The sequence below is a fragment of the Acinetobacter sp. AOR43_HL genome, assembly GCF_027854635.1.
GTDB lineage: Bacteria > Pseudomonadota > Gammaproteobacteria > Pseudomonadales > Moraxellaceae > Acinetobacter > Acinetobacter pittii.
Genome location: NZ_JAKTHX010000026.1, coordinates 23,796 through 48,673, shown reverse-complemented (window position 1 = coordinate 48,673; position 24,878 = coordinate 23,796). Strand labels below are relative to the sequence as shown.

Genomic DNA, 24,878 nt, shown 5'->3' with positions numbered 1-24,878 from the left:
GGGACTGTTCTAAATTTTGTGTAAGTACTTAATTTTCATTTATCCTTCAGAGGATAATTACAAAAGGTACTTCACATGGATGAAGCAACAATCAAAAGTATGGCTGCCGAATTGGCTAAAGGTCTAAAAACACCAGAAGACTTAAACCAAATGACAGCAGTCTTTAAAAAATTCATGATTGAAACTGCACTCAATACTGAACTTTCAGACCATCTCGGTTATGAAAAGCATCAGCCCAAGAAAGGCTCAAATAGCCGTAATGGGTTTAGTTCTAAAACCATTACAACTCAAGATGGACAACTGGCTTTAGATATTCCCCGTGATCGAGAAGGTTCATTTGAGCCACAAATTATCAAAAAGCACCAAACACGCATCACCAGTATGGATGACCAAATCCTCTCACTGTATGCAAAAGGAATGACTAATAGGGAAATTGTAGCCTTCTTCAAAGAAATGTACGATGCCGATGTGTCAGCATCTCTCATCAGCAAAGTTACCGATGCTGTGATTGAGCAAGTGACTGAGTGGCAAAATAGAGCCTTAGATAGCCTTTATCCTGTTGTCTATCTTGACTGTATTGTTGTCAAAGTCCGTCAGCACTCCAATGTGATTAACAAGTCCGTATACCTTGCTTTAGGCATCAATATGGATGGGCAAAAAGAATTACTGGGTATGTGGATTGCTCAGACAGAAGGTGCCAAATTCTGGCTGTCAGTCATGACAGAGCTAAAAAATCGAGGAGTACAGGACATTCTTGTTGCCTGTGTAGATGGATTAAAAGGCTTCCCTGACGCGATAGCCTCTGTTTACCCTCATACTGATATTCAACTGTGTATCGTGCATGTTGTACGCAATAGCCTGAGATTTGTAAGCTGGAAAGACTACAAAGCTGTTACGTCGGGTCTGAAAGCGATTTATCAGGCAAGTACAGAGGAAAATGCTTTAAAATCCCTAGACATCTTCTGTGATCAATGGAATCACCAGTATCCCAAAATTGGAGAATCCTGGCGGGCCAATTGGGAAAATATCCGAACGATCTTTAGCTATCCAGCCGAAATACGTCATGCAATTTATACAACAAATGCGATTGAGTCGTTGAATAGCGTAATACGCCATTCAACGAAGAAAAGGAAAATCTTTTCATCTGATGACTCAGTAAAGAAGGTCATTTACTTAGCAACATCAAATGCTGCGAAGAAATGGACGATGCCAATTCAAAATTGGCGTTTAGCAATGAATTGGTTTACGATTCAGTTCGATGATCGATTAAAAGATCATTTATAAAAAATGGAACTTACACAAAATAATTTACAGGCTCTATTTGGAGGAGTTCCCGCCAGATCGAGAGTCCAAAACTTATAAAGGATGGACTTCTCAATCCGTAGCTAAAATTAAAACTGCAATTCAAGGCGCTAAATAAGCGCCTTTTATCCATCCTTCTACTTCATTTGCATACCAAGTCATAAGCTCTACTCGCTCATCCCAATATTCAGCACGGTTATAAATTTTACTTGTCTTATCTGCTTTTGTAGATTTATTCACATGGGCAATTTGATAATCTATCACCTCACCACGGAATAATTTACTTTCATTTGCGTGAGTCGAAAATAATGAACGGAAACCATGAGTAACCATTTTGTCTTCGTAGCCCATTCTTTTTATCATGGTAAGTACCGACTCAGAGGTCATATACTCATAAGGCTTTCCACGTTTTTTAAATATATAACCATCATCAGTTTTTACGCTTTCGAGTTCCTTAAATAGAGCATAAATCTGCGGTACCAATGGAACCATTAATTCCTTTCTTCTTTTCATGCGATCAGCTGGAATAATCCAAACCTTATTTTCAAAATCTAGTTCGCCAGAATCCCATCTAGCCTTTAATAATTCTGTTATACGCGTTCCTGTATAACAAACTAGAAGCATTGCCATTTTAACTATGGAACTTGAATGGCTCGCATGCATACGTCTAAAGAATTCAGGCATTTCGCTTGCAGGAAGACAAGGATGACTGTCAGATTCATATTCTGGAATTACATCCTCCACCAATGTACATGGATTACGATCTGTATAATCTGAGGCAATAGCAAAATCAAATACCTGCTTGCCAAGTCTTAATGCACGGCTTGCTGTTTCTAAAGTACCCTTTGCAACAATTTCTTTAATTTTCTTCGAGATATGCTTTCTTTCAACTTCATTAATTGGAAGATTTTTAAAGTCTTCGGTTAGATATGCAAGTCGATATTCGACTGTGTCATAGTATTTTTTGCTGGTCCATTGTGATTTCATGATACTTAACCACTCCTCAACAACCTTATGGACTGGTGGAGAATTGGCTACCTTGCCCTGATATTCTAATTTTAATTGTCTTGCTTGTAGACGCGCTTCCTTACATCCCATAACGGGATATTCACCAAGCATCTTTTGATTTTGTTTCCCATTTTGACGATATGACAAAACCCATTTCTTTTTCCCGTTTGGAAATACTGAAATGTTCAATCCTTCCCCATCTGCAACTGAGTATCTAGATTCTTTAGGTTTTAATGACTTTACTTGGGCATCCGAAAGCATAGTGTTATACCGTATAACAATTGTATAACAGCTTATAGTGATAAAGTTTGATTATCAATGATTAAGCTGAATCAAGAATGATTAAATCGAAGGCATTAAAAAAGCCCTAAATCATTAAGATTTAAGGCTTTTTGATCAACTCTAATCATATGTGATTAACTTTGATCTTAGTATTTGGTGGAGATGGCGGGAGTTGAACCCGCGTCCGCCAGCACTACGCTCGAGAATACTACATGCTTAGATATCGTCTATTGTTTTAACACCAAGTGACCCGACGAACAGGGTACAAGGTGCGATCCTCTAAGTTTGGTATAAAGCCCCGAGGCTTGACTCTATACGGACTTGTGTGCGTGCGCTACGGTCGGGTTCCTAAACCACAAGTATTCTAGGAAGCGGACAAACTGCCCTTAGGCAGCTAGAGCGTAAGTTTCGTCGTTTGCGACTATTAAAATGCAAATTTTATTTACGAGAGAAAATGCGCTCTCGGCATGCATCTATGAGTTTCATCACCGGCGTCGAAGCCAATAACATCCCCATGAATGTCTGAACATCATAGCATAACTAAAATAAAATGCTGTGCAATTTATCAACAGTCTGCTACTGATGAACATATTTACATAATGGAGAGCCTTTTGTTTTTTTCAAGGCCCCTCATAAAAAAGCTGCCAAAAATGACAGCTTTTTTTAAAGTTTGATCTATAAGGCACCATTACCTAACACAATACCTTCACGGCGTGGGTCTACCCCACCTGCGTATTTGCTTTGATTATTAATATTTACTTTCATAATCGTTGAAATACCACTAGTTTGTGCAGTGTTAGAGATGCCATGCCCTTTTGCTTTTAAGCCTTCAATCAGGTCAACTAAGGAAAGCTGTACATTCGAGCTATCCACATTGGTGTTTTTGCTATTGGTTGCGCCAAAGTTTACAAGCGAAGTGGCCTGCTGTGCATTTAGGTTCCAATCCAATGCTCCCACCAAAGTTTTAACCACATATTGAATGATCGTACCGCCGCCTGGTGAACCTGTTGCCATATAAAACTCATCTGGCGTGGTGCCTTTAAACACTAAAGTTGGCGCCATAGTACTACGTGGGCGTTTGCCTCCTTCTACACGGTTGGCAACCAGTGCCCCAGTGCTGTCATAAGGGTTTGCGCTAAAGTCAGTTAACTGGTTTGACAGCAAGAAACCATCCACCATATGGAATGAACCCATGCTAGATTCAACAGTCGATGTCATTGAAACCACATTGCCATAGGCATCTACAATCGTGAACTGAGTCGTGCCATGTTCAACAGTGGTGTCCACGCCCGAAGCTGGGTTGAAATTACTTGCTGGTGCAACGCCCATACTTTGGTTCGGGTTAATCAGTGCGGCACGTTGTTTCAGGTAATTTTTATCAATAAAACTTGATATACCCTGTGCTGGTAAAGCGACAAAGTCGGTGTCTGCCACATATTTATCGCGGTCGGCGTAGGCCAAACGCTCTGCTTCAGACACTAAATGCACACCCATAACATCGGGCACACCACCTTCATTTTCAGGGTTTTTAGGTGGATAAAGCGACATATCAAAGTTTTCTAAAATACCTAGCGTCTGTGCAACTGCTATTCCTCCCGAAGATGGAGGTGGCATGGTACATACATAGTAACGGTCACGGTACGTTGTACAAATCGGGTCGCGTTTTTTCACCTGATAGTTTGATAAATCCTGCAAGGTCATTAAACTTGGGGTAATTGGAGTTTTTGCTGGGTCATCACCTACCGTTTGACCTGCTTTTGCCACAATGGCTTGCGCAATCGGCCCAGTGTGTAGTGCATTTGCGCCTTGCGTGGCAAGTGCTTCAAGCGTTTTTGCATAGGCCTTATTGGTCATGGTCTCACCGACTTTACGTGGTGAACCATCTGTATAGAAATAAGTTGCCATTGCATTTGCATCGAGCGCTAAATTGTTTGCATTGCTTGCAATTGCATCTGCCAAACGCCCCGGTATGCGGAAACCATTGTCAGCCAAACCAATCGCTTCACCAAAAAGCTGGTTCCACTTGAGTTTGCCATGCTCTTTTTGTGCTTGTTCAAGCAAACGCATCACACCCGGCACACCAATCGAGCGACCACTACGGCGCGCACTTGGTACTGGTGCTGGTGAATTTGGGTCATCCATATTTTGGCGAATTAAATAATATGGGTTAGCTGCGGCGGGTGCGGTTTCACGACCATCATAAGCCGTGACCTGTTTGGTTTTGGCATCGTAATACATCATAAAACCACTACCAGCAATGGTACTCGACTGTGGCTCGACCAAACCAAGCACTGCTTGTACCGCAACGGCTGCATCGACTGCGCTACCGCCGGCTTTTAAAACATCACAGCCTGCTTTTACCGCAAGTGGTGTGTTGGCCACCACCATATATTTATCTGCGTATTTAACCGTGTTACCGAGTCTATAACCCGAAGCACCCTCTGGTGCGGCTGGGTCACCATTTTGGTTTGAACCGACCACCACGCTTGAACCGTCTTGAGCCAGTTTGCTACAACTGGTCGGGTCATTATCTACAATTAAATTGGGCGGGGTTGTATTTGAATCATCCTTGGGCTGATCTGACGAGGAGTCATCTCCACATCCTTGTAATAAACCGACTGCTAATAAACTACTGAACAAAAATGAATATCTTTTATTCACGTGATAACTCCAATATATACGCCTGCCTATCCATGCAATTGCCATGCAAGCTTCTTTGTTTTCAGGTCTTCAGTTTTTTAATCTTTGATAAAAATAAAGTTTTAATAATATTAAATGATTAAGGGTGTTTATTTTGTGCCCTGTGTGATGTCTCCTTGTTTGTTATCACACTCTTTTATAACTGATTTGCCCAATTCTGGCATGCTTTATTTCTTTAAATACAGGCTAAATCTGCTATTTATAAACTCACTCATTTTGTAGTTGGCCTAAAAAAAGCACCTCCGAAGAGATGCTTTTTTATGTTTAGTGAGAAGGCATGCCACTGACCTGTTTGGGTTTTGGACATAGCCAAATGACCAGCCCTGCAAAGACAAACACCATCGCAAATAGCAAAAACACATGGTTTGCCGACATGGTAATGGCTTCTTTATCGACTAGATTTGAAATAATTCCTAAGGTCGAGTCAGCTGTAAAACCATTTTGCAAAAGTGTGTTTTGTACTTCAGTCGTATGTAGGTTTGAGACCATTTCACTACGGGCAACTTTGGCGTGGTCGTCCCATACCGTCACTGCAATTGAAGCACCAATCGCCCCTGCCATGGTTCTTAAGAAGTTCATGAGGCCCGCAGCAGATGCAATCTCTTGCTGGAGTACCGAACCGAGTGCAATATTCGACAGTGGAATAAAGAAGAATGGTACAGCAAAACCTTGTAAGATTTGCGGCCAAGCCAGTGCCATAAAGTCGGCGTCTGTGGTCCAGAATGCCCGCATTAAGGTCACACCACCCAGCAAAATCAAACCAAAACTCGCCAGCGCGCGTGGATCATATTTAGTGGAGAGCTTTGCCACAATCGGTGACATGGTCAAACTACCAAAGCCCATGGTTGCAGTTAAATAGCCGGCCCATGTCGCGGTATAGGAAAGGTTCATTTGCAACCACTGCGGAATCAGAACAATACTGCCAAAGAATGCTCCAAAGCCAAGCGACAAAGCCAGCACCGATATGGCAAAACCCCTATGCCTGAAGACTTTCACATCCACAACGGGGTGTTTATCGGTGAGTTCCCATATGAGGAATACCACAAAGCCAATGGCGGCAGTTAAAGCTAAAACGATAATGCTGGTGCTGTTAAACCAATCTCGTTCGTGCCCCAAATCGAGCATGAGCTGTAGTGCACCAATCCAGAGAATTAACAGACCTAAACCGACCGTGTCGATTCTTAAAGAAATGGTTTCTGTTTCGGCTGGTTTAAGCAAACGGATTGCCGCTAAAACACAAATAATCCCGACTGGTATGTTAATAAAGAAAATCCAGTGCCAAGACAGGTTGTCACTAATCAGACCACCCAAAATTGGCCCTAAGATTGGTCCAACGACGGTAGTCATGGCCCATAGGCCCATCGCCTGTGCATGCTTTTCTTGAGGGAAAATGCGCATCAGCAAGGTTTGACTGAGTGGCATAAGTGGACCACCGCATAGACCTTGGCCAATACGGAAAAACACCAGCATGCCTAACGAGTTTGCTAGACCGCACAAGAAAGAAAAAATGGTAAAACCAATCAGACCAAAAATAAAAACCCGAACGGTTCCAAAGCGACCCGCAAGCCAACCTGTTAAAGGTACACAAATCGCTTCTGCAACAGCATACGACGTAACAACCCATGTTCCTTGTGTACTTGAAACAGCAAGGTTACCGGTAATGTGCGGTACAGATACGTTGGCAATGGTCGTATCGAGCACGACCATAAAGTTCGACAAGGCAATAACAAACGCTGCCAGTATTAAACGGCCACCGCTTAGTTCGGCAAAAGGTGTTTGCGTTTTCATAAGCGTTTACTTCGCAGATAAGTCGACTTTTGCTTCCATCGACAAGCCAACACGCAGTGGGTGTTCAGCAAGTTCTTTCGGGTCAAGTGCAATACGAACCGGTAAGCGTTGAACCACTTTAATCCAGTTACCTGTTGCGTTTTGAGCCGGAATTAAGGCAAAGGCAGAGCCTGTACCACCAGAGAAGCCCATCACTTTGCCGTGATATTCAACGTCATCGCCATATAAATCTGAAGTAAGCGTGACTTCCTGACCCGGACGGACTTTTTTCAACTGACTTTCTTTAAAGTTTGCATCTACATATAAATCATTGAGCGGCACAATCATCATCATGCTGGTGCCCGGCGCAACACGTTGACCGACTTGAATATTACGACGCGTAACTACTCCATCAACTGGTGCACGAATCACGGTACGTTCCAAATCAAGCTGAGCTTGTTCAACATGTGCTTGTGCAACTTGTACATCAGGTGTCGAAGTTTCGCTTACACCCTGAATTAACGCTTCATTTGCAGCTAAGGTACTTTCAGCAGCTTTACGGCTCGAAGAGGCTTGCGCTAAACCAGCTTTAGCAAGCTCTAGCCCTGCTTTGGCTGTTTCAACTGCACTTTGTGCCTTAGTGAGTTCTTCTTTAGACACTGCACCAGAGGCAGCAAGCTGTGCACGGCGGTTTAACTCTAAAGCAGCTTTGTCATAATCTGCCTGTGCTTGAGCAACCTGTGCTTTGGCACTGTTAATTTCGTCAGCACGCACCACAACTTGAGAGTTTAAAGAACTACTGTTTGCCGCAGTTTGTTTGTATTGGCGTTTTGCTTTGGCAAGTTCTGCCTCAGCTTGGGCCAATGCAATTTTGGCATCACGGTCATCAATACGAACCAGCACGTCACCACGATGTACCGTTTGGGTATCTTTTACGACAACCTGAGCGACCTGTCCGCTCACCATTGAAGTAATTTGCGCGGTTTCTGCACCGACATAGGCATTATCCGTACTCACGGAATTATTTAAAAATAATGCCCAGATTGCATACAAAATAGCGGCGATCAATAAAATCAGCGCAAAAAAACCAAGAAATTTTTTGCGCTTGTTTTGATTGTTTTCATCCGAGGCAGATGTTGTTGGCACTGTTTCTTGTACATTGCTTTGTGCATCAGTCATGGTATGTTCCTAAAGATGAGTTGGCTTTGCCATCAATCTCGCACTACACCTTGTTATAGAGTTTTTATTTTTCTATAAACAAGACATACCGCATTGTCAAAGGAGCTAATTTTAACGCTAAAACCTCATAATATGAGAATAAAAATTTATAACTAATGCGTTCGTTCTAATTAAATTAATGTTTATCTCAAAGTTTTTTTAAAAATTTCTGCTTTTTATACACTAAAAAAAGCGCACTTGGCGCTTTTAAATGATTCAATTCATTACTTAATAGGCATATGAAGCAATACCCGCAGCAATCGCTTTATCTTCATCATTGACCATGGTCATGCGCATGGTGCAGCCCTTACGACCTAGACGTAGTACTTCGGCACGTGCAATAAAATATTTACCACGCCCCGGTGCTAAATAATCTACACGCATATCGACAGTTGCCAAACGTGACACTTGCTTAATGGTTTCAGTTAAAGTTTCGGGAGTTGAACGGCGGTATAGGTGTTCCATTGCTACAATTCCACCAATACTATCGAGCAAAGTTGCAGCAACACCACCATGCAAAATCTGAAATGCCAAATTGCCAATCAGGTTAGGTTGCATCTCGATATAGCCTTCAATGTGCCCGTCCACCACACGCATAATCATTCCACTATGCTTAAAAAAAGGAGAGCTATTAAACGCCTTACATAATTGGTTGAGAACCACAGTTAGGTCAGTTTTTGCACCTAAATGGATGTTCCCAGTCCAATTTTTCTTTTCTTCACTCATATATTGCCTAAATTTAAAAGCATGATAAACACCCATAATTTTGTACAAATCCAGCATTATGGGGCTACAATACAGCAGTCGGTTGACAGTAATGGAATATCCGCCAACCTATCCTAGTGTAATACCGAACATCGAGATTGTTATGACTTATACGTTCAATCGTCCTGCATTTCCAGCCACTCGCATGCGCCGTATCCGTAAAAATGACCAGTTGCGTGCGATGGTCAGCGAAACACAGCTCACTACCAATCACTTGATTTATCCAGTATTTGTATTACCAGGACAAAATCAAACCCAAGATATTCCAAGTATGCCAAACATTCAGCGTTTGTCGGCAGATTTGTTACTGAAAAAAGCTGAAAGACTTCTGGAATTGGGCGTATCAAAACTGGCTCTTTTTCCAGTTACCCCGCAAGAAGATAAAAGCCTCACCGCAGAAGCTGCATGGCGTGAAGATGGTTTAGTACAAACCACCTGCCGTCTGCTTAAAAAAGAATTACCAGAAATGGTGTTAATTACCGATGGTGCCCTCGACCCATACACCACGCATGGTCAAGACGGCATTATTGATGAGACAGGCTATGTGCTAAATGACGAGACTGTAGAATGCTTGATTAAACAAGCCTTAAGTCACGCAGAAGCAGGTGCCGAAGTGATTGCTCCAAGTGACATGATGGATGGCCGTATTGGCGCAATTCGTCAGGCTTTAGAAGCTAATGGTCACATCTACACCAACATCATGGCTTACTCTGCGAAATATGCATCTAGCTTCTATGGTCCGTTCCGTGATGCTGTTGGCTCTGCATCCAACCTCAAAGGTGGTAATAAATATAACTACCAGATGGACTTTGCCAACCGTGCCGAAGCTTTACATGAAATCGCGCTTGATATTCAAGAAGGTGCCGACATGGTAATTGTAAAACCAGGCATGCCATATCTGGATGTGGTACGTGAAGTGAAAGATACCTTTGGTGTTCCTACATTCATTTACCAAGTGAGTGGCGAATATGCAATGTTAGCCGGCGCAATTCAAAATGGCTGGTTATCAGACTCAGTGATTTTAGAATCACTCATGTGCTGCCGCCGCGCTGGTGCAGACGGGATCTGGACTTACTTTGCAGAAACCGCTGCTGAAAAACTCAAGGAAATGAACTAAGTTCGCAGAGAAAGGATAACACTGCATGCATATTGCAATCATTGGCGCGGGCATAAGTGGATTAATGTCTGCGCTGGAGTTGGTTGAACAAGGCTGTACGATCAGCATTTTTGATCAACAACAAGCGGGACAAGCAGCCTCTTGGGCTGGCGGAGGTATTCTCTCTCCGATGTACCCGTGGCGCTATGTGCATGCAGTGAATCAACTTGCTCAATTTGGCAAAGCCTCTTATCAAGCATGGAACCAAAAGCTCTACCCTGTTACAGGTATTGATTTTGAAATTCATGACACAGGCATGCTGATTTTTGATGAAGAAGATTTTGACGTTGGGCTTTCCTACGCCGAGCAGCATCAAGAACCGATGCAGCGCTGTGAATATTTACAGCGAGATGCGTTAGAACAAGTCAATCCGCATATTTCCGAACAGTTCCAAGAAGCGATTTATTTCCCTGAACTGTCTAATATTCGTAATCCACGCGTATTACAGTCCCTCATTAGCTATTTAAAACAACATCCGAATGTTGAGTTTTTTGAACACACTCCTGTTAAAAAACTGATTCAACAAGGTGATGTCATACAAGCGCTCCAAACCGAAGATGGTCGCAAACATACAGCAGACCATTTTGTAATAACTTCGGGCGCATGGAGCCATTACTGGAACTCACAATTGCAACTCGAAATTCCAGTCGAACCTGTTCAAGGTCAAATGCTGTTATTTAAAACCCCTGCTCACTGGCTACCGACCATGTGTATGAATCGAGTCATGTATTTGATTCCACGTATGGACGGTCATATCGTGTGCGGGTCAAGCATGGCACATCGTGGTTTTGACACCTCTACCGATGAAACCACTCAGCACAATATTTTAGAAGCGTGTTTAGAAATGGTGCCTGAACTGGCCGATTTCCCGATTGTACAGCGCTGGGCAGGACTCAGACCAAGTTCACCAAATGGCGTTCCCTACATTGGCAAAATGCCCGAAATGGACAACCTATGGGCAAACTTTGGTCACTTTAGAAATGGTTTGTGTATGGGCGCAGGTTCTGCGCAATTGCTCCGTCAGCTTATGCTAGGTCAACCAACCTTAGTTGATGCCAAAGCATATTCACCAGAGCGCTTGCAAAATAAAATCTTAGCCTGACGCGAGTATATTTTCTAAAGCTGCTTTTAACTTGGGATAAGCAAACTCAAAGCCTTCTGCTTGTAAGGCAGCGGGTTTGACGTACTGACCATTTAAGATCAATTGCGACTGTTCGCCCAACAAACAGCGGAAAACCGTGCTTGGTGCTGACAACAGTGGTTTCTTATTTAAAACCTCAGCAGCTTGTTCAATAAAAGCTTTTTGAGCCACGTTTTCTGGCGCTACTATATTGTGAATTTGAGCAGATTGAGGATGCTGAAATATAAACTCTATTGCATTTAATACATCTTCAATGTGTACCCAAACTACAGGCTGACGACCGTGACCAATTTGACCGACTAAATTGAGTCGAATAGGAAGCAACATTTTAGGCAAAATGCCACCGCCCTGCCCAAACACTACACCTAAACGAATAATTTTAGTATTTTGCTGAGCGTCTGCTAACGCTACGCGTTCCCACTCTTGGCAAAGCTGAGACATGAAAATGGGCTGTGGCGAGCTTTGTTCTGTGCACACTTCTGTCCACTTTTCTTGATCATCTATTCCGTAATAACCAATTGCGGAGCCAGAGACAATCACTTCGGGAAAAATTTCAGACTGCTTGAGCCATGCATACAGTTTTTGGGTCGTATTTACTCGGCTTTCAATGAGTTGTTTTTTACGTGACTCGGTCCAGCGTTTCTCGCCAATATTTGCGCCTGCCAAATTCACCACATAGTCAATTTGACGTGTCGAAATATCTTCAAACTTTTGCACCCATTGCAAGGCAGGATGGTCAGATTCCTTTCCAGCCTGCCGTGTCACCGCAATCACGTTATAATTTTTCTGTAAGAGGAATTTAATTAAATGCGTTCCGATAAAACCACTTGCACCTGTAATTAATACATTCTTATTCATATTTCCTCCTAAGCTGAGGATTCAAGTTTTATTTAATTGTATAAGACTCATTTATATTTAAACGTAGCTGTTTATGTAGTGATCTATTGCACATTAAACATTTTGTCAGCCATTCGCTGTGCTTGTTTGCCATAAAACCAGTAGGTAATTAAATAAAGCGGGATAGCTAACATTAAAAGCATAATCACCATAATGCTCAAGAACTGAGGCTGTTTGAGGTAAAGCATAAAGTTCTGCAAAATCTCAGGGTCTTTTCTTGCAAATAAAAACAGACCAAATAAAACACCACACAAGTTATAGCCCCAAAAAATCAGGGTAAAACCCAAAGTAAATTTCTTTTTTTCTGGTACAGTCGGGGCACGGCGTTCTTTCTTTAAAAATTTAAATAAGACAAAAATCATTGCGCCTAAATATGGAACGGCTGTTAAAATACCACCTACACTCGCTGGTAATAGTGCTGCAACAACACCTACAATTAAGGTGAGCACAATGCATAAACCAAAAAACCAGAGAAAGTAAGAACGTAATTTGGTCATATTTTTGCCTAATTTATGGGTTCAAAAAATAATTATAAATTTTTTTCGATTTTTTTTCATTTTTCTGTCAACCAATCCTGATCTCTTGACGTTATATAGGGTAACAAGGTCGCAGCAACCGAATACTTCCTTTGCACGGCATCCGCAAAATTGTTTCGGTGACCTTTCATTACGACTCTTTCCTTCCTTCGGATTAGGTTTTGTTAGCAGCCGAAACCCTTGATGAAGTTTTTGACCGACGATTCTCTCATCACTCGAATCGTCGGTTTTTATTTTCTAGCACTTTCATTTATTTTACGCTCACCATACACAATAGTGCTTTCGTGGCTATAAAGGCTATGCGTATACTTTTTGCACCATAAAAATATGATTTAAATAATATGAACACTATTGCCTATTTTGAAATCCAGTCTTCAAACCCTGCCCGCGATGCGCAGTTTTATCAAGCTGTGTTTGGTTGGCAATTTAAATTAGATCCAAACTTACCGATTGAATATTATCACATAGAGACACCTTCGATTATGGGTGGACTATTAAAACGCCCCGCTCAAACCCCGCCAATGGAATATGGCACCAACGCATTTACCTGTTCGGTTCAGGTCGAAAACTTCGATGAAGTGGCTGCAAAAATTTTAGAGCAAGGTGGCATTATCGCGATGGATAAATTCGCTATTCCGGGCCGCGCTTGGCATGGCTATTTTGTCGATTTAGACCACAACGTTTTTGGTATTTTTCAAGTCGATGAAAATGCAGCTTAAAGATCTTATTTAACGACTCTATTTATTTTTTTAATGTATAGGCACCGCCTTTTTAACGGTGGCTATTTCATATTAATTATTCGGCAAAGCTAAAGCTTGCTTCACATGTAATTGGGAAATTCATCGAATTGGCAATCATGCATTCATGATGCGCTTCTTCATGTAGTTTTGCAGCAAGTTCTTGATCGGCACCTTTTTCCAAAACAATCTCTGGTCTTAAAATAATTTGGGTAAAGTGACCACGTTTAACTGGATCTGCATCCTCCATAAAGCCAAGTGCTTTGTCGACATAACTCAGCACATGAATATGATTGACTGCACACAGATGTAAATACCAAAGCTTATGACAAGCTGAAGCTGATGCAACCAATAAATCTTCTGGGTTCCATCTAGTCACATCGCCTAAATAGGCAGGGTCTGATGAACCTTGAATCGTGGCCTTTTGTGGATGTTGAATACTAAAATCTCGTTTATATGAACAATAAGAAGAAGTGCCTGTACCCGTATTGCCTTCCCACTGTATTTTTACTTCTTATTCGTGAATGGTCATTTTATTCTCAAAGTTCATGGTTTGCCCTGATAGTAACAAAGCAGGGTTTAAAGTGAAAAATTTAATTCAAGTTTTACTATGGGCTTAAATAACGAGCACTTTAAAATGTCTTGATAAAATCTCTTGCCAATTTATGCTAACGTATCTGTGTTTATTTTGACTTGATGTCTGTTTCTATGTCCGTACATTTTCTACATACTTCTGACTGGCATTTGGGGCAGTTTTTTTATAATCACTCACGACACTACGAACACCAACAATTTTTAAGCTGGTTACTCACTCAAATTCAAGAAAAACAGCCGCATGCTCTACTCATCGCCGGCGATATTTTTGATGTCATTAACCCGGGTTCTCAAGCACAAAAACAACTCTACCAATTTTTAGCAGATGCACACCGTATTGCACCACACATGCAAACGCTCATGATTGCGGGTAATCATGACTCAGGTTACCGTATTGAACAGGTCGAACCACTTTTAGAAAAATACAATGCAAAAACCGTGGGCTTGGTTCGCTGGAATGAAGATAAAACCCTAGATCTCGATCGACTACTTTTACCTATTTATAATCAAAATCAAGAGATTGTAGCATGGTGCCTTGCCCTACCTTTTTTACGCTCGGCCGAAATTACGGGCTTTAATGAACATACCACTAACAGCAAAAATGCGATTGCCTATTTGCACCAGCAACTCATTGCTGAAGCCAAACGTCGCAAGACACCAGACCAAGCGCTTATTTTGATGTCACATGCGCATATGCAAGGTGGGGAAACATCTGACTCTGAGCGCCCAATCATTATTGGTAACGAAGAGGCACTTTCAACGACTTTATTTGAAGATGCTGTCGACTATGTCGCTTTAGGGCATTTGCATAAACCACAAAAAGTAGGTCAGCCACACATTCGTTATAGCGGTTCACCCATTCCGCTTTCTTTTAGTGAAATTAATTACAAGCACCAAGTAGTTGAAGTCAAAGTTGATCCGACTCAAGACACAGACAACCGTTTGCAATTTGACGCTGTCGAAATTCCACGTTGTATACAGTTGCACCGCATTCGTGGTGAGTTAAATGAGGTGCTACAACAACTCAAAGCCTTGCCAAACGGCGTAATTGAGAATATTGACCACCGTGAATATGTGGATATTGAATATTATAGCTTAACGCCGCCACAGCCTAATCTACGTCAGCAGTTTGAAGCGGCCCTACCACCTGACCGCTATCGTTTAGTACGTATTTCACGTCAATATGTGAATAAAGACTCGACTGACTCAAACACTACTCAGCAAATCGCACTTGAACCACCAACACCAGAAAAACTCTTTCAAAATATCTGGGAAAAACAAGGTTACAGCGCCGATGATGCAGTATTAAAAGATTTTCTAAGCCTAGTACAAGAAGCACAAAAACATCTTGAAAATGATGCAACCCCTTAAGGATATGTCATGAAAATTTTATCCATTCGAATAAAAAATCTGGCATCTCTTTCTGATGAACACTTTATTGATTTCGAAAGCGCACCTCTCGCCCATGCTGGTCTTATTGCAATTGTGGGGAAAACTGGCGCAGGTAAGTCAACTATTTTAGATGCAATGTGTCTGGCTTTGTTTAATCGGGTTCCTCGCCTTAAAGACAGCGACGGTAAATTAAAAGATGTCGATGGTTCAGAGTTACTCACTAACTCACCTTTGACTGTATTACGCCGTGGTACAGGACATGGTTTTGCTGAGCTTTGCTTTATTGCACAAGATCAAAAACGCTATTTGGCTCGTTGGGAAATTAAGCGGGCACGTGAAAACCCAAATGGTAAATTACAAAGCGTACAGCGCCACTTAAAATGCTTAACCGATGGTGTCGTGCTTGCCGACAAAGCCAAAGCGGTTGATGAAAAAGTTAAACAAATTACCCAGCTTTCTTTTGAACAGTTTACTCGTGCTGTACTACTTGCTCAGTCAGAAGTGACTGCGTTTTTAAAAGCACGAGACAGCGAACGTGGAGAGTTACTCGAGTACCTGACCAACTCCAGCATTTTCGCCAAAATCGGTGAACTGGCTTTTCGCAAAACGGCAGATATAGCAAAGCAGCGTAAACAGCTGGAAGAGTTCTTAGGCCACATTGAAATTTTGTCTGATGAAGAGATTGCTGCATTTACCGAGCAATATCAGCAAGCCGAGCAAAACCATCAAAAGTTAGAACAACAAAAAAATGTCTTAGACAAACAGCAACAATGGTTTGAGCGTAAGGCGAAACTTGAGCAAGAAGTTCAAGCTAAAGAGCAACAGTTTCAAGCACAGCAAAATCATCATCAACAATTGGCTGGTGAGCGTGAGCAATTAAAACGACTCGAAGTTTTCTCTGAAATACGTCCACAAGTTTTTCAGCAAGCTCAAAATTTACAAGCCCTACAACAACTTGAGCCGCAAATTCAGCAAGCGCAAACCAAGTTTAATGATTTAGTACAAATTTTTGAAACCGGACAAAAACAGTATCAACTCGCAGAACAAGAACTCAAACAGACGCTTGATTTTGAGCAACAGCATCAACAAGCTTTAAATCAAGTTCGACAGTCCATTCAAGAACGTGCTTTTATTGCCGATGAATATAAAAAGTGCAAAGAAAAGAAAAATGTACTTGAGCAGAAACTCAGTCCAGTGCAACAACAGCAATACACTGTGCAACAGCAGATTGTACAACTTGAGCAGAACAAAATTCACCTACAACAGCAGCTTACTCAGACTCAGCAATATGCTGTATTGGACAAAGGCCTTTCAGCGCATCTGCATCAGCTCGGACAATTTATTCAAAATTACCAAGCAATCGAACAACAGCTCGGAAACCCTACCCTTGCCCGCCAAAAGCTAGCGGAAGCTAAAAGTGAACTCGAACAACTGACAGCTTCACTCGGCACAGTTGAACAGATTGAGTTAAAACTTGAACAACAGCATAAAGACAAAGATCAGAAGCTTGCTCAAATCACTCAGTTAGATCTGATTCAACAGAAAATAAAAATTTATTATGAGCTATATGCTGAGCTTCAGCAATTCACCGAAAAACAGAAACAGACCTCAGCCCAAGAGCAGCAGCTTAAAACCGTTTGCCAGTTTGCCGAGCAAGAGTACCAAACAGCAAAAAATGAACATGAAAAGTTACAGCACATCCTGCAACAGCAGCGTTTATTACACACCGAAAATATTGAGCAGCTACGGGCCAATCTTAAAGACGGTGAAGCTTGCTTAGTGTGTGGAAGCACACATCACCCCTATCGTGTTGATGACAGTGCAATCTCTAAAGCTTTATTCGACTTGCAGCAACAACAAGAGCAACAGGCAGTAGCACTAGAGCAAACCAAATTTAACGCATGGCAAACCCAACAACAAACACTGACCCAGTGTAGCGCCGAGCTTGAGCAAGTTCAGAAATACCTAACTCAACTTAAAGCCAAACAATCAAGCTTGCAGCAAGAACTTGAGCAGCAGTTTAGCCTCAATCAATTGCAAATTGAGCTTAATCAAGCTCCTGAACAAATCTTGCTAACGCTGAACGAACTCAGACAAGCCGCGCAAACTGCCATAAGTTCATTTGACTCAGAAAACTTGCGTTTAACCCAAGCGATTAAACAAAACAATCAGCTTGTTCAAACGATTCAGCGCAATGAAAGCTTGCTCAATACGGCACAGCAATGGCAACAACAAGTTCAACATATTGTTGAGTGTCTATCTGAAGCCGAACAGCACGCATGGCAGCAATCGAGTAGCCAAACAGCTAAGCAGACTTGGTCAATTTTAGACGTACGTGCTAAGCAACTTGAGCAACAAGAACAGCTTTCACAGCGTTTTGAACAGCAACAACAAGAACTTAAAATGTTAGCTGCCAACCTTGAGCAAATGACCAAGCAAATTGATGAGGTCGATCAAAATCTCAAAGAAATTACGCTTAAAGGCCAACAAAATAATGAAAAAGCGGTATCGCTCATTCAGCAAATGACAGGCCGTACCGATATTAAACCACATGAATGGTTAATTGAGCATGACGCCAAACGTCAGCAACAACAAACGGCGTATCATGAGGCTAAACAGCGTTTCGAACAAACCAGACAACACTTTGAACAACAAAAACAGGCGCTCGATCAACTTAAACATCAGTATCAACACACCGCACAACATCAACAGCAAGTTGATGAGCAAATTCAAAACTGGTTAAAAGCCCATACTGATTTTCAAGCATCTGATCTTACGGCACTCATACAAATTAATTCAGCCCAAGAGCAAGACATTCGTAACCGTCTTAATTATGCAGAGCGTTTATTAAGTGAAGCCTCTTCTGCTCTCAAAACTATGCAAGAGCAATTGAACGAGCACTTACAAAATCAGCCAGATATTGAATATGAAAAGCTTGTTAGCCTTATTCAAAACAATATTGTAGAACTCAAAGCACAGCTTGACGTACGTGATCGTCTTAAGCTTAAGCTTGAAGTCCATCAGCAAAATCTGGCTAAACAGCAACAATACGCCGAGCAAATTCAAAATATTCAGCAAGAAGAACATCGCTGGAGCAAAATTTCAGGCTTGATTGGTGATGCAAAAGGTAAAGAGTTCCGCGACTATGCCCAGCAATATCACCTAGATATTTTAGTGGAACATGCTAACCAGCAACTGGCGATGCTATCTCAGCGCTATACGCTTAAACGCCTAGATCAGTCTTTAAGTCTTGCGATTATTGACCACGATATGGATGGAGAAACCCGCTCTGTTGCCTCTTTATCTGGCGGTGAATCATTCTTAACAGCGCTTGCCTTGTCTTTAGCCATTGCCAATATGGCCTCGGGTTCAATGAAAATTGAATCTCTGTTTATTGATGAAGGGTTTGGTACTTTGGATGCTTCTTCTTTGCACATGGTCATGAATGCTTTAGATCAATTGCAAAATCAGGGACGCCAAGTCATTCTCATCTCACACATTCAAGAAATGCATGAACGTATTCCTGTACAAATTCAGGTAAAACCACTCGGCGCGGGTGCAAGTACCATTGAAGTAGTAGGTTAAAACTAAAAAGCCCCGACATCCTGTCGGGGCTTTTTTAGATTCTGCGTTGGTATAACTCCTGTCGTACCTGTATGCATCCATTCATCACTGTTTATTGTTATTCTTAGAAACATCCTGTTTCCTGATGAGTTCATAGTACGAAAAAAACGTTGTCTGCCATAGCCGCAAAAGGCCGCAGTTTCTGTAAGATAAAGCTTACATCAGCCTTTTTGCGAATAGTCTCTAGCACCAAATAAGGCTGTTCCTACACGAACCATGGTTGAACCAGCAGCAATTGCAGCCTCTAAATCACTCGACATTCCCATACTTAAAGTATCCCAATCTTGTGGGTGGGCATGTTGGTCTTTCACAGCATCAAACAAGGCTTTAGCATCTGCAAATGCAGCAGTATTGTCAGGTGCTGGAATGACCATTAAACCGCGTAACTTGATTTTTGGTAATTGACTGATTTGAGCAACCAGCTCGGCAACTTCATCTGGTGCACAACCATCTTTACTGTCTTGCCCATCAATATTGACTTGCAAACAAATATTAAGTGCAGATTGATCATCGCCACGTTGGTTAGATAATCGCTCAGCAATAATTAAACGATCTACACCATGTACCCAATCAAATTTCTCGGCCAAATGCTTCGTCTTGTTGCGTTGAACATGACCAATAAAATGCCATTCAATATCTAAATCGTGTAAAGCTTCGATTTTTTCCAAAGCTTCTTGCAAATAGTTTTCGCCAAATGCTCTTTGTCCTGCTGCATACATTTCACGCAAACTTTCACTTGGATGTGTTTTCGATACGGCTAAAAGTTGCACAGTTTCAGGCGCACGTTGAGCATGTTCACAAGCAGTTTGGATTTGCTGTAATACGTGCTGACGCGCATCTTGCAGGTAATTCATTGACAAGGTTCTCATTTTCAAAAAACTTTTTTGCTTTTCACCTAAAGCGAGGTGTTGGTAAGCCTCGGTGAAAGCCGTATATTATTCTACAAAATAATGACATATTTTGATTTACTTGGGGAAATTATGGATATTACAGAGCTACTCGCCTTCTCTGTGAAAAATGGCGCGTCCGATTTACACCTATCTGCTGGCATGCCACCAATGATTCGCGTGGATGGTGAAGTCCGTCGCATTAACTTACCTGCTCTAGATCATAAAGATGTTCATCGTTTGGTCTACGACATCATGAATGATAAACAGCGTCGTGACTACGAAGAAAAACTCGAAACCGACTTTTCTTTTGAAGTGCCCAACGTTGCTCGTTTCCGTGTAAACGCATTTAACCAAAACCGTGGTGCGGGTGCAGTGTTTCGTACCATTCCGTCCAAAGTACTCACCATGGAAGATTTAGGCTTAGGACAAATCTTTAAAGACATTTGTGACTATCCTCGCGGGATTGTACTGGTGACAGGTCCAACAGGTTCAGGTAAATCAACGACGCTTGCAGCGATGATGGACTACATCAACGAAAATCGTTATGACCACATTCTAACGGTTGAAGACCCTATCGAATTTGTACATCAGTCTAAGAAATGCCTGATTAACCAACGTGAAGTGCATCGTGATACACACGGCTTTAATGAGGCACTACGTTCAGCACTGCGTGAAGACCCAGATATTATTTTGGTCGGTGAGATGCGTGACCTCGAGACTATTCGTTTAGCGCTTACTGCTGCCGAAACAGGTCATTTGGTGTTTGGTACGCTGCATACCACTTCTGCTGCGAAAACCATTGACCGTGTGATTGACGTATTCCCTGCCGAAGAAAAAGATATGGTTCGTGCCATGCTGTCTGAATCATTGCAGGCTGTAATTTCACAAACCCTGCTTAAAAAGAATGGCGGCGGTCGTGTCGCAGCTCATGAAATCATGATTGGTATTCCTGCCATTCGTAACTTAATTCGTGAAAACAAAGTCGCGCAAATGTATTCAGCTATTCAGACTGGCGCAAATCATGGCATGACCACCCTCGACCAAAGCTTAAAAAATTTGGTGTCTCGCGGTGTGATCAGCCCACAAACCGCACGTACTGCTGCTAAACAGCCTGAATCATTCCTATAAAAATAATTAGAGAATAAATATGGATTTTAATGACCTGCTCAACCTGATGGTTGAAAAAAAATCATCCGACCTCTTTATTACAGATGGCGTTGCACCATCGATGAAGATTAACGGACAAATTGTTCCCATTTCAAAAAATAGTCTTTCAGGCGAAATTATTGGACAACTATTACATTCCATCATGAGTGAAAAACAACGCAAAGAATTTGCTGAGACTCGTGAATGTAACTTTGCCATTATGAACCGTGATAAAACTGCCCGCTTTCGTGTGAGTGCTTTTCAGCAACGCGACATGCCAGGCATGGTGTTACGTCGAATTGAAACTAAAATTCCTTCAATTGATGACTTACAATTACCGCCAGTGCTTAAAGATTTATCGATGACCAAACGCGGCATCATTATTTTTGTAGGGGCAACAGGTACAGGTAAATCGACATCATTGGCTTCAATGATTAGCTATCGGAACCATAACTCTAAAGGTCATATCATTACCATTGAAGACCCTATCGAGTTTATTCATGAACACGCTGGCTGCATCATTACCCAACGTGAAGTAGGCATCGACACAGACTCATTTGAAATTGCCTTAAAGAATACTTTGCGACAAGCACCCGATGTGATTTTGATTGGTGAGATTCGTACGCGTGAAGTGATGGACTACGCGATTGGCTTTGCTGAAACAGGTCACCTTGTATTAGCAACGATGCATGCAAACAACGCCAACCAAGCGCTCGACCGTATTATTCACTTCTTTGAAAGTGACCGTCATAGCCAGCTCTACATGGACTTATCGCTTAACTTAAAGGCCATGATTGCACAGCAACTTATTCCGACTCCAGATGGTAATTCGCGCCGTGCAGCGATTGAGATTCTCATTAACTCACCATTAATTTCAGACTATATTCGTAAAGGCGAAATTCATGAAATTAAAGATTTAATGAAACGCTCACGTGAACTCGGTATGCAAACTTTTGACCAAGCACTGTTTGATCTTTATAAGTCAGGCCAAATTACCTACAAAGATGCATTAAAACATGCCGACTCACCAAACGATTTGCGTTTAACAATTAAGCTTGCCGAAGAAGGTCCAGATCAAATTGCAGGCACAAATCAGCATTTAACCTTCGACCGACAGTAATTTCTTCATAAAAAAAGGAAGGTTAAACGTAACCTTCCTTTTTTATTTGTTTTCTTTGTGTGAAAACGATTATTTCTTGCGCAGAACTTCCTGACATTCAGGTTCGTTACAGTAACCGTAGAGGTTTAATGAGTGACCCGTTAAGGTAAACCCATGTTGCTCAGCTACAGCATGCTGTTCTTTCTCGATAACATCATTAGTAAATTCAATAACTTTGTTGCAATTATGACAAACCAAATGATCGTGGTGATCTTCTTGCATAATTTCGAAAACAGAATGATTATTTTCGAAATGGTGGCGCTGAATGATACCTGCAGCTTCAAATTGTGTTAACACACGGTAAACTGTCGCAAGGCCGACATCTTCCCCTTGTTCTAACAAAGTCTTGTAAATATCTTCAGCGCTAAGATGATGTTGTTTTGAATTTTCTAATAATTCCAAAATCTTAATTCGAGGAAGGGTAACTTTAAGTCCAGCTTTGCGCAAATCTTGATTGGAAATAGGCATGAAAAAAGGTCTCTCAACAAATCTCAAGTTGGAATAGGCAATAGAATTTAGATGAAGTATGATCTATCCTTTGATCAAATGCATCATAATTTATTGGGATAGTGTAGCAAAATGCAAAAACTCGTGCTGACGTTATTAGTCACTTCACTCCTTGCTGGTTGTTCAATCTTTGGTGTATATAAGGTTGATATTCCTCAAGGGACTCCATTGACCAAAGCTCAAGCCTCTCAAGTACAAGTCGGCATGAATTTCCAGCAAGTGCGTTTTTTGCTTGGTAGTCCAACTGTGACTGATCCCCTCAATCCTCTACGTTGGGACTACATTTACAACTATATCCCGGGAACTTATGCTAAAAAAGCAAAAATCCCCGCAGCACATGGTCAGCATTTAAAAATTTACTTTGATGGCACTGGCACAGTAACTAAAATTGAAGGTTTAGAAACTATTCCAGAATCGCAACCAGGTTTACCTGCTTCTAAAGAAGCGATTTTAACTGCACCACCACTATAATCGTTTTTTCTAATAAAAATAAACCCCTCAAGTGAAATACTTTGAGGGGTTTTGTTTATGGGGCTTATTGCTTAAAGCGATTACTTTTAATATATCGCCCCACAGGGTTTTTCTCAGCGCGTTTACGACGTATATCTTTAGGATTAATGGTTAAAGGTCGATAAACCTCAACTCGATCACCAGCTTGCAAAATCGCATGTGCTTCAACTTTTGCACCAAAGATGCCAAGTTGTAATGACTCAGGCAAACTGACCTGTGTCTGCAAGCCACTCGCCTCAACTGCTTGTAATGCAGTCATACCAGCTTGAAATGGAATAGCAACTAAAAACTGTTGCTCTGGGGCTGCATAAGCAACCCACACTTGCTGAGCTTTTTCCATCAGATCATTTGTCCAATCACAGCAATCATGGCAATGACAATTGAAAGCGGCAATACAATACGTACTGCAATACGCCATAAGTTATAAAACAACTCATTGCTAAAATTCATAGATTTACGCAAATGGCTAATTTTCATAATCCAGCCAGCAAAAATGGCATAGATCAAGCAAATGAGTAATCCCCAAAGCATCAAAATCAGCGTAAAGATGTTATGAAGCTCAGGTACAGCCCAAACAACAATCGCTACAACAATAATCACCCACTGTAAAATAGGCATAAGCTGACGCTGAGCAAGCTGCTCTCTAGCCAATTGCACAAATAACGCTGTTGTCATTACTGCGGTAAAGATCCAAGTAAAAACAGGAAGCTGTGCTTGTAAAGAAAAGAAACCAAAGGCAATCACAGCAATTAACTGAGCTAACCAAATTGGAAGAACAGTTTTCGTTGCACCTTCTTGCGACTGAACAGCACCTACACTATTTTGCCAGTAAAGCCCTAAACCTAGCCCACTCGCAACAAGTGCAAGTACAGTTGCATTACCCCACTCTTTAAACTCAACATTGGTCCAATGCCAAGGCTGTAAAGTCGTTCCCATCGTGTTAGCTAAAACAAGAGAAGCAATTACACCAACCGTCATCAGTAAGATTAAAATCTGACGTGGAATAAAGGATAAAATGAGGGCCACAACAGCAAGACCAGCAAAAACAAGTTGCCCTGAAACACTATTATTAAGTTGTGTAGTCAGTAAATTGCCAGCTGTACTTAATACATTACCAGCTAAAAATGGAATAAAAATAACTGCAAGCCAGCCAACCAAACGCCATTTTGGGGAACTATCTGCTTCACGAGTTAAACTTGATAAAGCATTTAAGGCTGTAGTCTTCGACCGTTTTGCTAAAGCAATTTCCAAATAACAAACTGGTAGTGCCAATAACAACATTGTGCCTAACCACAATAACCAGAAATCGAGTTGACGATCAATCTGGATTCCCATTGTGGGTGCCAATGTCGCCATAATGATGAAAGATAAGCAAAACGCCATCAGGGGCGATAACCATCGTGACATAGGTATGTCCTGCATTATGCATTCCTTGAAAAAGACTAGAGATATTTTGCCCGTGTCATGCTTGAAAATCAAAGTTTGCTCAATAAAAAAAGCAAACTACCGAATAGATAGTTTGCCGCGCTAACTGAAATTATGAGTTA

General features: G+C 41.6%; 21 protein-coding genes and 1 other RNA gene. 9 read left to right on the top strand and 13 right to left on the bottom strand.

Annotation, left to right across the window (positions count from 1 at the left end; all coding sequences use genetic code 11):
* The first annotated feature begins 75 nt into the window (after positions 1-75).
* The gene (locus tag MKL33_RS10205) at positions 76-1,284 is read left to right on the top strand and encodes an IS256-like element ISAba26 family transposase (RefSeq protein ID WP_000343018.1); all 1,209 of its coding nucleotides are present in this window, start codon (positions 76-78) and stop codon (positions 1,282-1,284) included.
* Positions 1,285-1,404: 120 nt separating this feature from the next.
* Here MKL33_RS10205 and MKL33_RS10200 read toward each other — a convergent pair whose 3' ends face one another.
* The 6 genes from MKL33_RS10200 to MKL33_RS10175 all read right to left on the bottom strand — a co-directional run bounded on the left by MKL33_RS10200 (position 1,405) and on the right by MKL33_RS10175 (position 9,003).
* Positions 1,405-2,571 carry a tyrosine-type recombinase/integrase gene (locus MKL33_RS10200; RefSeq protein ID WP_270906907.1) on the bottom strand — a complete coding sequence of 389 codons (1,167 nt, stop codon included), beginning with the start codon at positions 2,569-2,571 and terminating at the stop codon, positions 1,405-1,407.
* Positions 2,572-2,746: 175 nt separating this feature from the next.
* Positions 2,747-3,106: a transfer-messenger RNA gene (gene ssrA, locus MKL33_RS10195) on the bottom strand.
* Positions 3,107-3,267: 161 nt separating this feature from the next.
* Complete coding sequence (ggt, locus tag MKL33_RS10190; RefSeq protein WP_270906906.1) at positions 3,268-5,253, bottom strand: gamma-glutamyltransferase; 1,986 nt, start codon at positions 5,251-5,253, stop codon at positions 3,268-3,270.
* Positions 5,254-5,556: 303 nt separating this feature from the next.
* A complete protein-coding gene (locus tag MKL33_RS10185; RefSeq protein WP_270906905.1) occupies positions 5,557-7,080 on the bottom strand; it encodes a DHA2 family efflux MFS transporter permease subunit in 1,524 nt (507 codons plus the stop codon).
* A 6-nt stretch (positions 7,081-7,086) separates the two neighbouring features.
* The gene (locus MKL33_RS10180) at positions 7,087-8,238 is read right to left on the bottom strand and encodes an EmrA/EmrK family multidrug efflux transporter periplasmic adaptor subunit (RefSeq protein WP_005070833.1); all 1,152 of its coding nucleotides are present in this window, start codon (positions 8,236-8,238) and stop codon (positions 7,087-7,089) included.
* A gap of 267 nt (positions 8,239-8,505) precedes the next feature.
* Positions 8,506-9,003 (bottom strand): thioesterase family protein, encoded by a 498-nt coding sequence (locus tag MKL33_RS10175; RefSeq protein ID WP_002121786.1) that lies wholly within the window; start codon positions 9,001-9,003, stop codon positions 8,506-8,508.
* Positions 9,004-9,145: 142 nt separating this feature from the next.
* Here MKL33_RS10175 and hemB point away from each other — a divergent pair, with 142 nt between their 5' ends.
* Entirely contained in the window at positions 9,146-10,159 is a 1,014-nt protein-coding gene (gene hemB / locus MKL33_RS10170) for a porphobilinogen synthase (RefSeq protein WP_004748084.1), read from the top strand.
* A 25-nt stretch (positions 10,160-10,184) separates the two neighbouring features.
* The gene (locus tag MKL33_RS10165; protein WP_119686023.1) at positions 10,185-11,300 is read left to right on the top strand and encodes an NAD(P)/FAD-dependent oxidoreductase; all 1,116 of its coding nucleotides are present in this window, start codon (positions 10,185-10,187) and stop codon (positions 11,298-11,300) included.
* Here the strand turns inward: MKL33_RS10165 and MKL33_RS10160 are convergent.
* Both MKL33_RS10160 and MKL33_RS10155 read right to left on the bottom strand, forming a co-directional pair.
* A complete protein-coding gene (locus MKL33_RS10160; protein ID WP_270906904.1) occupies positions 11,292-12,197 on the bottom strand; it encodes a TIGR01777 family oxidoreductase in 906 nt (301 codons plus the stop codon). The two genes, MKL33_RS10165 and MKL33_RS10160, sit on opposite strands and share 9 nt — an antisense overlap.
* 83 nt (positions 12,198-12,280) lie before the next feature.
* Positions 12,281-12,733, bottom strand: coding sequence for an ABZJ_00895 family protein (locus tag MKL33_RS10155; RefSeq protein WP_017386708.1), 453 nt, complete (start codon positions 12,731-12,733; stop codon positions 12,281-12,283).
* A 380-nt stretch (positions 12,734-13,113) separates the two neighbouring features.
* Here MKL33_RS10155 and MKL33_RS10150 point away from each other — a divergent pair, with 380 nt between their 5' ends.
* Positions 13,114-13,491: a VOC family protein gene (locus MKL33_RS10150; RefSeq protein ID WP_270906903.1), complete on the top strand. Its 378-nt coding sequence runs from the start codon at positions 13,114-13,116 to the stop codon at positions 13,489-13,491.
* 76 nt (positions 13,492-13,567) lie between these two features.
* Here the strand turns inward: MKL33_RS10150 and MKL33_RS10145 are convergent, their stop codons facing one another.
* Positions 13,568-14,014 carry an OsmC family protein gene (locus tag MKL33_RS10145; protein WP_270906908.1) on the bottom strand — a complete coding sequence of 149 codons (447 nt, stop codon included), beginning with the start codon at positions 14,012-14,014 and terminating at the stop codon, positions 13,568-13,570.
* A 191-nt stretch (positions 14,015-14,205) separates the two neighbouring features.
* Here MKL33_RS10145 and MKL33_RS10140 point away from each other — a divergent pair, with 191 nt between their 5' ends.
* A complete protein-coding gene (locus MKL33_RS10140) occupies positions 14,206-15,474 on the top strand; it encodes an exonuclease SbcCD subunit D (RefSeq protein ID WP_270906902.1) in 1,269 nt (422 codons plus the stop codon).
* Between the two features lie 9 nt (positions 15,475-15,483).
* Entirely contained in the window at positions 15,484-19,080 is a 3,597-nt protein-coding gene (locus MKL33_RS10135) for an AAA family ATPase (protein ID WP_270906901.1), read from the top strand.
* 200 nt (positions 19,081-19,280) lie between these two features.
* Here the strand turns inward: MKL33_RS10135 and MKL33_RS10130 are convergent, their stop codons facing one another.
* Entirely contained in the window at positions 19,281-19,973 is a 693-nt protein-coding gene (locus MKL33_RS10130) for a YggS family pyridoxal phosphate-dependent enzyme (protein WP_032057669.1), read from the bottom strand.
* A gap of 126 nt (positions 19,974-20,099) precedes the next feature.
* Between MKL33_RS10130 and MKL33_RS10125 the strand changes: the two genes are divergently transcribed.
* Positions 20,100-21,137 carry a type IV pilus twitching motility protein PilT gene (locus tag MKL33_RS10125; RefSeq protein ID WP_002121749.1) on the top strand — a complete coding sequence of 346 codons (1,038 nt, stop codon included), beginning with the start codon at positions 20,100-20,102 and terminating at the stop codon, positions 21,135-21,137.
* A gap of 19 nt (positions 21,138-21,156) precedes the next feature.
* Positions 21,157-22,275, top strand: a complete 1,119-nt coding sequence (locus MKL33_RS10120; RefSeq protein ID WP_057074043.1) for a PilT/PilU family type 4a pilus ATPase — start codon at positions 21,157-21,159, stop codon at positions 22,273-22,275.
* A 69-nt stretch (positions 22,276-22,344) separates the two neighbouring features.
* Here the strand turns inward: MKL33_RS10120 and fur are convergent, their stop codons facing one another.
* Positions 22,345-22,782 carry a ferric iron uptake transcriptional regulator gene (gene fur, locus MKL33_RS10115; RefSeq protein WP_002121758.1) on the bottom strand — a complete coding sequence of 146 codons (438 nt, stop codon included), beginning with the start codon at positions 22,780-22,782 and terminating at the stop codon, positions 22,345-22,347.
* Between the two features lie 111 nt (positions 22,783-22,893).
* On the opposite strand from fur, the gene MKL33_RS10110 reads away from it, so the two are divergent.
* On the top strand, positions 22,894-23,292 hold the full coding sequence (locus tag MKL33_RS10110) for an outer membrane protein assembly factor BamE (RefSeq protein ID WP_002121740.1): 399 nt from the start codon (positions 22,894-22,896) through the stop codon (positions 23,290-23,292).
* Between the two features lie 64 nt (positions 23,293-23,356).
* Here the strand turns inward: MKL33_RS10110 and MKL33_RS10105 are convergent, their stop codons facing one another.
* Entirely contained in the window at positions 23,357-23,671 is a 315-nt protein-coding gene (locus tag MKL33_RS10105) for an RnfH family protein (RefSeq protein WP_270906900.1), read from the bottom strand.
* Positions 23,671-24,738, bottom strand: coding sequence for a hypothetical protein (locus MKL33_RS10100; RefSeq protein ID WP_270906899.1), 1,068 nt, complete (start codon positions 24,736-24,738; stop codon positions 23,671-23,673). Before MKL33_RS10100 ends, MKL33_RS10105 begins: the two co-directional genes overlap by 1 nt.
* Positions 24,739-24,878 lie beyond the last annotated feature (140 nt).